We start from the raw sequence: 13,058 nt of genomic DNA on the forward strand, positions 1-13,058 counted from the left end.
GAATGAAGGTTCTCCTGATACAATATCAAATGTTGGGAGATGTCCTGACCAGTACCATCATTGCCGATCAATTAAAAATCAATGATCCTGATACACATATCGATTATTTGATCGTAACCCACGCCGAGGCCATCGTGGCCAATCATCCATCGATAGATGGTCTAATCAAGGTAGACAAGTCAGATTTCAAAAAATTGTCGGGTGTACTGTCGCTTTCGCGAAAGCTGAAAAATGCCAAATATGACCTTCTGATTGACGCTTATGGCAAAAACAATAGTGCGCTATTGTCATGGTTAACTAGAATTCCAAAAAGAATCGGATACCAGAAGTGGTTTTCCCGTTGGGCCTACACACTTGCCGTAAGGAACAATCCAGACCCCAGGCTTTTTAAAACTGGGTTGTCCTTGGGTAGTCGACTTTTACTCGCACAACCTTTAGTGGATCGGGTTCAATGGCAATTGACACCTACAATCAATCTCACGAAGGAAGAAATCCAAGAGGGTTCCCAATGGTTGTCTGAACAAGGGCTAAATATAAACGCACCAATTACAATGGTGAGCGTTTTAGGAAGTGGTGTTGACAAAACTATGCCCTTTAAATTCATGGCCCAATTGCTAGATATATTTGTAGAGCAAACCAGCTCCCAACTCCTATTTAATTACATACCGGCCCAACGGGATCAGGCGAAGAAAATCTATGCCCACTGCCTGCCTGAAACTAGGCAACGTATTTTTATTGATGCCTTTGCTCCCAGCATCAGGGATTTTCTTAAAATTCTCCATCATTGTCGTTCCATTATCGGGAATGAGGGAGGTGCCATAAATATGGGTAAAGCACTGGGGGTTCCCAGTTTCTCCATTTTTAGCCCGTGGATCAACAAAGCTTCCTGGAATGCTGGTGAGGACGGTCATCAACATCAAAGTGTACACCTGGCCGACGTACATCCTGAAATTTATGAAGGAAAAACAGTTAAGTCCATGAAAAATCAGGCTCAGGATTTATACCTTAAGTTCACACCAGCGCTCATCAAACCTCAACTGGAGAACTTTATATCCATACATTATCACTAAGAAATATAGTTAGAAATCAACAGCTTAAAGCTCTGTCGTTGTCTCGTCGTTCTTGACAATACCGTAGGGCGTAAAGTCTTTTTTCTCGTTACGTGTAGACTTTCTAATGGCCTTATTTTTATCAATGGAATCTTGATTTTTGTAACCGCGAGAGTGATCCAGGTGCAGGCAAATCGCACTGTAACGAATCTGTTTGGATTTGATACCGTAATTAAAAAGTCGTTCCCCCAATTCACGATCTTGACCACCGTATTGCATACGTTCATCAAAGCCATTAACCGCTTTAAGATCAGCTAACCAGCCACTGGAGTTATGGCCATTCCAACTGGCATTGGTAGGCGTCAGGTTTTCCATCACTTTGGCCTGCACAAAGCCTGAGGTCAGTTTTTGATTTTTATAGGAAGGTGGTAATCCTTGTTCCTTGAGCCATTCCAAGTCAAAACAACGCTGGGTAGCTATGTCGTCCTCAGCAATACGCTCAGAAATATCCATGGGTAATTTATAGTAGCCTCCAGATAAAAAGTAACCGGACTGTCTGCGCTCATAATGAATTTGCAGAAAGTCTTCCCTGGCAATACAATCGCCATCAGACATGACAACGTAATCGGTGTTGCAAGCCATGAGCGCCTTATTGAGTATGGCACTTTTCTGAAAGCCTTCGTCTTCATGCCAGATATGAATAATTGGCTTTGAACTTTGTTCTTGATAGGATTTGATAAAATCGGCCGTTTCCTGATTTGACCCATCATCTGCAATAATAATTTCAAATGGCCTGAAAATCTGATGCTCATAGCTCCACAAGGTTTTTTCTAACCATGGAACAGAGTTGTAAGTAGAGATAATTACAGAGATAATGGGGTCTTTAGTCATGGGACCGTTTGTTAATCTTTTCCAGTCAAAGACAAATTTAATGATTACCAAACGTTATTTCGGATTAGGATTATATTTTTGCCCAAGTTTGCGCACTTTATACTAGTTTAGCCCACAGTATGACCAAATATCCCATTTCAGCCATAATACCGTCCTTCAATGAATCCCATAATATTGTGGAAGTATTGAAAAGCGTTGACTTTTGTGAAGAAGTTATATTGGTGGACAGTAACAGTACCGATGACACTGTAGCTCTGGGTGAACCTTATTATACCAAATTATTGACCAGGGAATACATTCACAGTGCTTCCCAGAAAAACTGGGCCATACCACAAGCTCAACATGAATGGATACTTTTGGTAGATGCTGACGAGCGGGTAACTCCCGCGCTCAAAGAAGAAATCATACAACTGTTGCCACAACTGGACCAAAAAGAATTTGTAGGTTACTGGATCGGTCGGAAAAACTTTTTTATGGGCAAGCAGGTCAGGTATAGCGGCTGGAAAAATGACAAAGTGATCCGACTCTTTAAAAAGTCCCAGTGCAGATATGTAGACAAGCATGTCCATTCAGAGATTGAAGCCGATGGACCTGTAGGTCGCCTTTCCAACAAGTTACTGCACTACAAATATATCAGCATTGATCACCATGTTAACAAACTCCAGCGATATGCACAGTTGCAGGCCCATGACTTTGATGATAAAGTGGGTAAAATCCACATCTTCCACGTGGTATTTAAACCCATGTGGGGCTTCTTTAAACACTATTTTATTCAACGTGGTTTTCTTGACGGTTTTGTAGGATTTAGCATCGCTTATCTGAGAAGCTATGGGATCTTTATGAGGTATGTCAAGCTCTGGCTGTTGAGAAGAGGAATGAACTAATTGAGTAATTCCTGGATTCCATCTTCAGTCAGTCCATAATGCTCACATATCTGTTTCCACTGAACCCTATTGAAATCTGCTCCTTTATTGATTTTTTTAAGGGCTACAAATTGGGTTCCCATTATCGGAATAGGCACTTCAGGAAAGTCTCTATTTTGTCTAGACCTGGTCCCCTGCAACACGGCCATCGCCTTGAACCAAAGATCATCTGCTTTCGGCGCCAGCTCTGTGAATAGCTCAATATTCCCTACATCTGTATGGAGACTTCCTGGAGGATAAAGCACGCAAAAGGCACCAATAGGCATCACTAAAGCTCCTTGAATAACAGGTTCGGTAACAAATGGCCATTGCGAATAAGAATTGACTTTCTGGTCGGTATAGGTTATGCGACGACAACGATTACCGATAATATCGTTGGGAAATTTTAAATGCTCTTCCCAAAGCAATTGCAACGTATTTTCCTGATAGATCACATCATCATCACAGGTAATGATGATCTTATGAGGGAATTTTTCTAGACTGTGTATCAGCTTGCGATGTGAAAAACCGTAGGAAACATAACGAATTTCAAACAGGTCATCTTGAAGGCGTTCTAATCTACTGGGTAATTTCCCTTGTAAATCTTCTTTGAGCCACAACACAATCTTTTCTGGCCGATAAGTTTGCTGCATCATGCTCCGTATAGTAAGGTGCAGTGTGCGTAAACGTGAAGGAATCGAAGTTAATGACACAACAGCTGGAATCACCTGTTCCGGCTGGTTGCCCAATTGCGAAATGGGAATACTACCTATCTTCAAGCTATAGTACAAAGATTTGGGAATTTCAGAAAGCTTCATACTATTTGAGGATGTTTTTCAATTTCTTTTTTAACCGCTTTTTCCTGTGAAAGCTTTGTTGAAACCGTTGCGTATGTGCCCACATTTTATCTATAGTTTCATTTTCATCGGCATTGGATAGCTTTGCGTATGCGGTCCCCATCACCTCATAAATCCATTTGTCCGGTGCCAAACGTTCAAAGTTCTTCAGACGGTCTTCATAAGGAATATCAAAAAATCTCATCCGATTGAGGTCTACCAAATAAAACTCATAATTATCGCCATCGCGTTTGATAAGTGTGTTACCGGGTGAATGATCCAGAAAGTAAATTCCCGCCTCGTGCATATTGTACATAAAACCTGCAAATTGCTCCAAGATCCTGTTTTTATCCTTAAGGTTTTCATCATTGATGATTTCCCTGAAGGTAAAGTCATGTTCAGCATAATCGCTCACATAATAGCTCGTATGTAGACCTATGGAAGTGTACTGTTCCAAATAAGCGATCGGTTCGGGCGTACCAATTTGGTGATCCTTCAAGTAGCATGCGTTTTCATAGGAGCGTCTTGCTTTAGATTTCCTAATTAGACCATATACAATTCTGTTAACAAGGTTGGGCTTCCTAAAAGATTTGACTACCAGCTTCTTACCTTCATGATGCACCACTTTGATTTGGTTACGGTCATCACCCAATTGATCGTCAGACGCAAAGAACAATTGGATGATTTCTTTAAATCGCTTTCGCGAAAGCGAACCAGAAACAAATCGCTCTTTACCCATAGATAATATCTTCTACTGCAAAAATAAGGATAATAACAGGTATGGTGTCCATATCAAAATTCCAACACTATTTGACTTTGTCTCAAAGATTTACTCAAAGGCGCCCCCTGCAGTAAAACTTTGAATAGCTTCCAATTCTTGGGTTTCAGGATGCTGGAGAAAAAATATTTAATGATATAAAATCCTAGCATACCTAAATACACCATTACTCCGTGGTGTTTTTGTAGCAAATACAACAGCGAAATTTTCTGCTCGATCTTGATATCAATACTCTTGGAAGTACTACCTCCTTTATAATGGATATAGCTTTGCTGTGGAAACAAATAAGTGCGTAAGCCTCTCTTTTTCAGTATCCGGCGACAGAGATCACTTTCTTCATAGTAAAGAAAAATGTTGGTATCAAATCCACCCACTGCATTAAAAGCATCGGCTTGAACAAACATAAAACTGCCCTGCACATAATCACATACCTGCGGTTGATCATAATAGGCCTTACGGTCTGGATATCGCTGGGGAGCTATTTTTTCCAAAAAACCTCGCTTCAAGATTTGCCTGGCGGGTGTCGCAAAGTGATCCAATGTGGCTCTAAAATTTTCGTTTTCATCTAGCATTTGCGGACTACATACACCCGCATCAGCCTGATTCTCCATAAAATCCCTTAGATCGGACAAGGTTTGATCTTGAATGAAAAGAATATCATTATTGATAAAGGCATAATATTTACAGGGTGCGGCATACTGCACACCCATCATATTACCTCCCCCAAAACCAGTGTTGACCCGACTGCGATAAAGCTTTACATGATCTGGGCCTTGATCCACAAAACGCTTGAGCTTGGTGTAATCTTCCCATTGAGATGCATTATCAACCACGACAATTTCATAGGAAAGTCCCACATCAGCATGTTGAAGGATAGAGTTGATTGCCTCTTGTGTTAGTTGAGAGGTATTATAGTTGATAATGATACAGCTTACCTCTATCATGAATCTGTGTTTAATAATGGTACCCATCTTTCGGCTATATTGTCGATTTCAAAATAGGCCGCCCTTTTCATTGCATCTTGGATCATAGCTTCGTTTGGGTAACCTTGAATAATCAAAGACAGTTCATCCATAAAAGTAGTTTCGCTGAACAAATAACCATTTTTATTATGTTCTATGATTTCTTGCGGGCCAATATGGGCAGTTGCGATTGGAATGCAACCCGTGGCCATTGCCTCTATCAACACCATTCCAAAAAGTTCTTGCCATTTTGAGCTACGTTGCGAATTCAATAGCAAGTAAGTATGTTCATTGAACAAACGGTTGAGATCGGAATTGTGCTTAGTCGCCGGAAAAAACTGAATGTTTGGGAAGTTATCAGCCGCCTCTTGAACTACGGTAACCAAGGGCCCATCGCCGATCAGGGTGAGCCTTTGAGCCGGGTATTTTTTGAAAAAATCTAGTAATTCGGTAATTCCTTTTTGCGCCACCAACCTGCCCACATATAAACATCCATTTCTTTCAGATGCCTGAAGCGGATCGTAGTGAAAATCTTCTGGATCGTATGCATGCCCAACCACATGAACATCGGCAGTCATGACATAGTGCTTTAATAAACTCGTTTTAGCCTGTTGAGTTACCGTGAAAACTGCGCTGACCTGAAGTTCAATGAAGTTTTTCCAAATGGCCTTCACGTTGCTATTAACTCCCTTCTTTTTAGGGAAATAGTCCCCATCCCAAACAGGCCAAGAAGTGTGGTAATAAATTCGATGCCGTTTGATGATACTACGCAGTCTTTTGAGTGTTCTATCATATGGGGCTATACCCAGAACAACGACATAATTTCTCGTACAGCGCAATTCAATTAGGGTAAACAGATTCTTCCATTGCTTCACGAATAATTGACCGTCCAATTTGACAATCGACTTAAACAACCGACTTGCAACAGAAAACTCTCTATATTTCAATTGAATACCACGGGCATCTGCCAGACACTGCAAGCCACGATAGTGGGAATCAGCTCCTGATTTGTGGAGAACGATGATGCATTTGGCTTTTTTTCCCATGTGATTGCAAAGCTATCATTTTCCCATCACTTTTATTCTAGCGACATCTTGCAACAATTCTACTAATTAGATTTAATTTTGCAACATGGGAAGAAGCGATAGACAAAGAAACAGAAGAGACCAGGTGCGCGGCCGCAAGCCCAAAAAAGATCCGCAGGATAATATTGAACTTCCATTGGAAGCTATCAATCAAGCAGTCACTGCCCTGAAAAAAGGAGGAACCCTACTCTACCCTACCGATACCATTTATGGACTGGGCTGTGATGCTACCAATTATGATGCTGTAGAAAAAATCTACCAGATCAAAGAGCGTGATAAATCCAAGTCGTTATTGGTATTGGTGGACAGCTTCCAGATGCTGGAGTCCATTATTGAAGAAGTGCCAGACATGGCTTGGGAGGTGTTGAAGGTCAATAAAAAACCGCTGACCATCATCTATGACCGCCCTAAAAATGTAGCAGAAAACGTACTTGCCGCCGATGAAAGCCTGGCGGTTAGGGTGACCAACGATCCTGTGTGCAGGGCCATGATTAGAAAATTGCGTAAACCAATTGTATCTACCAGTGCCAATCTGAGTGGTGAGCCTTCTCCGGTTCACTTTTCCGACATCAATCCGGCACTGATCGAGCGTGTGGATCATGTCCTGGACTTACCGCTCGCACACAAAAATATCAAGCCTTCCTCCATCATGAAAATCTCCAATAACGGAGTCATAAAAATCATAAGATCCTGATCTATGCTGGATAAAAAGCATTATCCCGAAGCACTTGAAGGAGCGGTTTTTTCCATACTGAGCACAGCTGCAGATGAATTAGATCTTCCAGCTTATGTCATTGGTGGGTACGTCAGAGACTATTTCTTGAAACGTGGACAGAAAAAAGATATTGATGTGTTAGCTGTGGGTAGTGGCATCTCGCTTGCGCGAAAAGTAGAAGAATTACTCCCTCATAGCACCAAAGTCTCTGTTTTCAAGAATTTTGGAACCGCCATGATTAAAACAGATGAACTTGAGCTCGAATTTGTGGGCGCCAGGAAAGAGAGCTACAATCGTGATAGCAGGAAACCCATCGTGGAAGACGGATCCCTAGAAGATGACCAGAACAGAAGAGATTTTACCATCAATGCGATGGCTTTTTCATTGAACAAAAGCAGTTTCGGAGCTTTGTTAGATCCTTTCAATGGAATGCAGGATTTACAGGATAAAATCATACGCACGCCACTCGATCCAGATATCACCTATAGCGATGATCCTTTGCGCATGCTGAGGGCCATAAGATTTGCCAGTCAGCTAAACTTTAGGATAGAACAGAAATCATTTCAAAGTATCCAACGCAACGCACACCGCTTAAAAATCATCTCCAACGAACGCATCGTTACAGAGGTACATAAAATCATGATGTGTGATCAGCCATCCTTTGGTTTTCAACTATTGGAAAAATCGGGATTATTGAAGCAATTCATGCCAGAACTCACTGCTCTTAAAGGAATTGAAGAGATAGAAGGACAAACCCACAAAGACAATTTTTATCACACCTTGGAGGTAGTCGACAATATCTCAAAGAACACGAATGATCTCTGGTTGCGATGGGCGGCGTTGTTACATGACATTGGAAAGGCACCTACCAAAAGATTCAGCAAAAAAGTAGGCTGGACTTTTCACGGGCACGAATTCAAAGGCTCTAAGATGGTGTACCATCTTTTTAAAAGATTGAAGATGCCTTTGAATGACAAGATGAAATTTGTCCAGAAAATGGTTCGAATGTCCTCCAGACCTATAGCCGTGATCGATGAGACAGCTACGGACAGTGCGGTACGACGACTTGTACATGATGCGGGCGACCATATTGAGGATTTGATGACGCTATGTGAAGCAGATATCACTACAAAAAATCCGCGTAGATTTAAAAAATACCACAACAACTTTCAAAAAGTCAGGGATAAAATAGTCGAGGTAGAAGAAAGAGATCATATCAGGAATTTTCAACCACCTGTAAGTGGTGAAGAAATCATGAAGGCTTTTGACCTTCAACCTTGCCGTGAGATAGGGATGATTAAAACAGCGATCAAAAACTCTATTCTAGATGGTATCATCCCCAATGAACATACAGCGGCGTATCAATTTATGATTGAAAAAGGGAAAAGCCTGGGATTGACTCCTGTCATTTAAGTATAATTTGTACATTTTTAAGCTTTACAAACACCTGAATTTCTTAATTTTAGGTAAATAATCCTGGTTAAAAATGAAAGTCTTAAACATTACTTTGCTGTTGATGATTTCTCTTGTAGCTTGTCTAAGTTATGGTCAGATCGAAGAGCTAGAAGTCAGCTTTGATGCAAAAAATACCTGTACGATCGATTTTCAACCTAGTACGGGTCCAGGAGACTTGGAGGCATTTGCCAAATGTTTCATCAGAAACAATGAGCTAGCAACAGCTCAAAACAAGGTACAAGTGAAGAAAATTGATTTTAGCAAACTACCTATACGGATTGATCCCCAGGTCCAATTTCCTAGTATTTACAACAGTACACCACCCATTTTTCTGAATTTAGGTACTTATGAAAATAGCTATTTAGACGCCAAAATTAATCATCTAGCCTTTTTTGAAGCTACAGAAAATACGGTTTTGAGCTCTGCCTTTGTTATTTATCCTGGTATCCCACAGTTTTAAACTTAGACTTATAGCCTGCCATTTGACCCTTTCATCAACCTGTTGATTCAAATGTCTGGTTATAGTTTTGAGTAATTTTAGAAAGGATTTCTGCAGTTGGGAAAGTTATTTAGACCCAGTACCTACTTTAGTTTTATTTTTAGGGTCAACTTATCAGAATTTTTGAAACTGCTCCTCCCCTTTTTACTTTTATCCCTTGTTTTTTACTCAAATGCGCAAGAGCCCGTACGTCTGATCATTGATGAAAAAGTTGGATTACCGTCCAATGAGGTGTATGCGATTGAAGAAGATAGCCAAGGTTTTGTATGGCTGGCTACCAACAAAGGTTTGATTAGATATGATGGAGCGATATTTAAAAGCTATGATCATCCTCAACAACGCGGACTTTCCATTTTTGAACCTTTTGTAGATGAACAGGATCGGGTTTGGTGCATGAATATTTCTGGACAGGTATTTTATGCAAAAGATGATCAATTTGAACTAGTTGCAGATCTCAAAGATGAACTGAAAGGTTCACTCGCTTCTATTGTAGCCAATGAAAATTACTTAATTGTGTCCATGTTTTTAAAGAATATCATCATCGATTTAAAAACTGGAAAACAACATATTGAAAAGTTACGTCGGAAGGATGATGAAAACTCTGTTTCCTATGGACTGAATAAAAGTTACGACAAGCAATTCTTCCAAACCCTCAATGCCCATATACGTATTTTCAAAGAAGGTTCTTTTGTAAAAGACAGGCCTTTGCCTAAAAGCCTTATACCATCTAAAAGACGACCGAGACCAATCCAGCTGCTCAAAAACAATAACGGGCATTTTTGCATTTTACAGCAGATTCCCTATCTGCAAACTAAGTTCTTTGTAATGAAGGGTCAGCAATGGCTGGATCTGAAAGTCCCTGATTCTTTTCATAAGGTCAATATTATAATGGCACAATTCATAGACGACAAATTGTGGTGTTCTACGAACAAAGGCTTATTCGTGTTTTCAATTAGTGAAGATTCTTTGATTCTAGAGGCAACTTACCTCAAAGGCACTTTCACCACTGATTTTTTTCAAGATAACGACCGCAATATATGGGTCAGCACCTTGCGGAAGGGACTGGTCATTATGCCCAATATTTATGTTAAACAATTGGACCTCAATGGCCGACTACCAAAAAGACTTGAAAAAATAGAAAATGATGAGCTATTGATAGGCTTTGAGTCTGGCGAGGTAAGTTTACTCAACACTCAGCATCAGCAGCAATTTCTCGATATGCCTACCTCCTCACCAGTGAGTAGTATTATGCATGATCCGGAAAATCGGCGAACTTTCATTTTCCAAAAAGCGCTCAATTACCTCTACACCCGTGAAAATAATAGGCTTACTGAGATAAAGGAACCTTTGGCAACAGTCAAGGACGCTGCTCTTATTCATCAAGATACGATGATTGCAGCCCTAGCAACCACGCTCATCACTACCTCTATTAACAAAGATCAATTTGCCACCAAAGAAAATTACCAACTTTTAAAAAATAAGAGGGGTTATGCTGTGCTTTATGATTCAGTAAATAAAACCAAATATTTTGCCGCAGTAGATGGTTTGTATTACCAAAAAAACGGTGTTGACATGCAACTCCTCTACTACAAAGGGTCTCCTTTATTCATTCGCAAACTACTGCTGGACCAGAATGGATTTGTTTGGGCCTGTAGTTTTAAAAATGGTATTTATAAAATCGATCAACAAGAGGTTGTCAAACACCTACATACGCAAAACGGGCTCACCTCGGCCGTAGTCAATGCCATCGCATTGGATAAGAACCATCTTTGGATTGCAACCGAAAACAGTCTGCTGCGATATGATACAGTAACTGGCGAAATCCGATCCCTGGGTACCAATGATGGCTTGCCTTCCTATGCCATCATCGACATGGCCATTACCGAGAAGTATATTTACATGAATACGGCTCAAGAAGTATTTCAACTCAAAAAGGATAAAGTGTTTAAACCAAACATCATTCCTGAATATTACTTTACAGAAGTGCTTATCAATGGTAAAGAACAGCAGCAACAATCCGTTTATACAGTCCCTGATCAAGAAACCAGTACAGTCATAAGTTTCAATGCAAACGGCCTGCGCGGTTTAACCAGCAGTTCGTTTCAGTACCGTATCAAAGACCACACAGATTGGACAGTGTTACCTGTGGGAAGTAATTCAGTTCAGTTTGCCTCTCTTCCCGTTGGTAGTATCACATTTGAGCTCCAACAAAAGGAGAGCAATGTCACAAAGCACCTGTATTTTAAGGTTCAACAGGTTTTCTACAAAACACTTTGGTTTTGGGCTTTAATGGCAGGCATAATCATAGGAGGTATTATTTTTTATTATAGACGGTTGTTACGCTTTCGCGAAAGCGAAAAAAATAAGGAACTGCGCAATCTCGCCCTGGATAACGAACTAGTGTCCCTTCGTTTGGAGAACTTAAGATCACAAATGAATCCGCATTTTATATTCAACGCCCTCAATTCCATCCAAGAATACATTATCAATAACGAAAAAAACCTTGCGAGCTCTTATCTGGTAAAGTTCTCCAGATTGATCCGGATGTATCTGGAACAGTCGCGGGAGCATCATATTATGCTAGAAGTCGAAATAAAAGCTTTACAACTCTACCTCGAATTAGAAAAAGTGCGCTTTGAGGAGAAACTAAACTATCAACTTGAAGTTGATCCAGTCCTCGACATTCAAAAAGTAATGGTTCCACCATTATTTATTCAACCCTACGTAGAAAATGCTTTGAAGCACGGATTGCTCCACAAAAAAACTAATCGTCGTTTACACATCTCTTTTAGCTGGGATAAAGAGCACAACCGCCTAATTGTTTCGGTCGAAGATAATGGAGTAGGACGGGCAAAAGCAGCTGCCATTCAAGCAGAGCGCAGCGATTATCATAGAAGTTTTGCTACCTATGCCAACACCCAACGGGTAGAATTACTTAATAGAAAACGAGAAAATAATATTGAAGTAGAAATAGTGGATTTGACTTCTAGTGAGGGGCAGCCATTGGGCACTAGAATCTGCATTTCCATACCACAAGCGTAAACCTATGAAAGCAATAATAATCGACGACGAAAACAAAGCAAGAAGCTTATTACACTCCATGCTTCAGGAACACTGTCCTGATATCACTGCGTATTTTCAAGCCGATGAGCTGGAGCAAGGTGTCGCGATCATTAAAAATGAGCAGCCCGATTTAGTGTTTTTGGATATAGAGATGCCGCGTTATTCTGGATTACAGATTCTAGATTTTTTTGACAATCAGCCCGTAGACTTTCAGATCATATTTACCACGGCTTATAATCAGTATGCGATTGATGCTTTCAAACTCAGTGCAGTTGATTATCTACTCAAACCTATCGGCCATGAAGAGCTCAAACAGGCGGTCCAAAAGGCGATCGATTTAAAAGATCAATATAGTATTACCAATAATTTACAAGAACTCAAGAAGTCTTTTAAAACGCTAGCTGCCAATAAGATCGCGCTAGATGTACCTCGAGGACTGTTATTTATCAATCACAGTGATATTTTATACATGGAAGCTGACGGAATGTATACAACGGTCTATATGAAAGGTGACAAAAAGGAGCTCATCTGTAAACCATTAAAACACTTTGCCGACCAACTAGAAGAGGGTGCCTTATTCTACAAACCTCATCGCTCCTATTTGGTCAACATCAATTCCATTAAAGAGTTCAACAAAAAGGAAGGTGGGCATTTGTTGATGGAGAACAATGCTATCGTCCCTATCTCAAGAGTGAAGCGAGAAGAATTCTTTGAGATTATTAAGGAACTATTTTAGCCCAACCCAACCCAACCCAGTCTATCCCATTTAACGAGAGGCTGAATTCGCAGTCCGCAACGAATTGAACGTTTCAGAAACCCAAAC

The 13,058-nt window shown here is 40.5% G+C and carries 12 protein-coding genes; 7 read left to right on the plus strand and 5 right to left on the minus strand.

Going from position 1 to position 13,058, the window contains the following annotated elements:
• The first annotated feature begins 2 nt into the window (after positions 1–2).
• Entirely contained in the window at positions 3–1,070 is a 1,068-nt protein-coding gene (locus EGM47_RS12245; RefSeq protein WP_240642441.1) for a glycosyltransferase family 9 protein, read from the plus strand.
• 24 nt (positions 1,071–1,094) lie between these two features.
• Here EGM47_RS12245 and EGM47_RS12250 read toward each other — a convergent pair whose 3' ends face one another.
• Entirely contained in the window at positions 1,095–1,940 is an 846-nt protein-coding gene (locus tag EGM47_RS12250) for a glycosyltransferase family 2 protein (protein ID WP_124981107.1), read from the minus strand.
• A gap of 119 nt (positions 1,941–2,059) precedes the next feature.
• Here EGM47_RS12250 and EGM47_RS12255 point away from each other — a divergent pair, with 119 nt between their 5' ends.
• Positions 2,060–2,824 carry a glycosyltransferase family 2 protein gene (locus EGM47_RS12255; protein ID WP_124981108.1) on the plus strand — a complete coding sequence of 255 codons (765 nt, stop codon included), beginning with the start codon at positions 2,060–2,062 and terminating at the stop codon, positions 2,822–2,824.
• On the opposite strand, the gene EGM47_RS12260 is transcribed toward EGM47_RS12255, so the two are convergent.
• The 4 genes from EGM47_RS12260 to EGM47_RS12275 are packed head-to-tail and all read right to left on the minus strand — an operon-like array spanning position 2,821 to position 6,464.
• Entirely contained in the window at positions 2,821–3,660 is an 840-nt protein-coding gene (locus EGM47_RS12260; RefSeq protein WP_240642442.1) for a glycosyl transferase, read from the minus strand. The genes EGM47_RS12255 and EGM47_RS12260 overlap by 4 nt on opposite strands.
• 1 nt (position 3,661) lies before the next feature.
• A complete protein-coding gene (locus EGM47_RS12265) occupies positions 3,662–4,417 on the minus strand; it encodes a lipopolysaccharide kinase InaA family protein (RefSeq protein ID WP_124981109.1) in 756 nt (251 codons plus the stop codon).
• Positions 4,418–4,470: 53 nt separating this feature from the next.
• The gene (locus EGM47_RS12270; RefSeq protein ID WP_164510884.1) at positions 4,471–5,400 is read right to left on the minus strand and encodes a glycosyltransferase family 2 protein; all 930 of its coding nucleotides are present in this window, start codon (positions 5,398–5,400) and stop codon (positions 4,471–4,473) included.
• On the minus strand, positions 5,397–6,464 hold the full coding sequence (locus EGM47_RS12275) for a glycosyltransferase (protein WP_124981111.1): 1,068 nt from the start codon (positions 6,462–6,464) through the stop codon (positions 5,397–5,399). Before EGM47_RS12275 ends, EGM47_RS12270 begins: the two co-directional genes overlap by 4 nt.
• 85 nt (positions 6,465–6,549) lie before the next feature.
• Here EGM47_RS12275 and EGM47_RS12280 point away from each other — a divergent pair, with 85 nt between their 5' ends.
• The 5 genes from EGM47_RS12280 to EGM47_RS12300 all read left to right on the plus strand — a co-directional run bounded on the left by EGM47_RS12280 (position 6,550) and on the right by EGM47_RS12300 (position 12,971).
• Positions 6,550–7,197: an L-threonylcarbamoyladenylate synthase gene (locus tag EGM47_RS12280; protein ID WP_124981112.1), complete on the plus strand. Its 648-nt coding sequence runs from the start codon at positions 6,550–6,552 to the stop codon at positions 7,195–7,197.
• Positions 7,198–7,200: 3 nt separating this feature from the next.
• Entirely contained in the window at positions 7,201–8,631 is a 1,431-nt protein-coding gene (locus tag EGM47_RS12285; RefSeq protein ID WP_124981113.1) for a CCA tRNA nucleotidyltransferase, read from the plus strand.
• Between the two features lie 73 nt (positions 8,632–8,704).
• On the plus strand, positions 8,705–9,133 hold the full coding sequence (locus EGM47_RS12290) for a hypothetical protein (protein WP_124981114.1): 429 nt from the start codon (positions 8,705–8,707) through the stop codon (positions 9,131–9,133).
• A 162-nt stretch (positions 9,134–9,295) separates the two neighbouring features.
• Positions 9,296–12,214 (plus strand): sensor histidine kinase, encoded by a 2,919-nt coding sequence (locus EGM47_RS12295; protein WP_124981115.1) that lies wholly within the window; start codon positions 9,296–9,298, stop codon positions 12,212–12,214.
• 4 nt (positions 12,215–12,218) lie between these two features.
• Complete coding sequence (locus tag EGM47_RS12300; protein WP_124981116.1) at positions 12,219–12,971, plus strand: LytR/AlgR family response regulator transcription factor; 753 nt, start codon at positions 12,219–12,221, stop codon at positions 12,969–12,971.
• The last annotated feature ends 87 nt before the right edge of the window (positions 12,972–13,058 follow it).

The organism is Nonlabens xiamenensis (genome assembly GCF_003865345.1).
Taxonomy (GTDB): domain Bacteria; phylum Bacteroidota; class Bacteroidia; order Flavobacteriales; family Flavobacteriaceae; genus Nonlabens; species Nonlabens xiamenensis.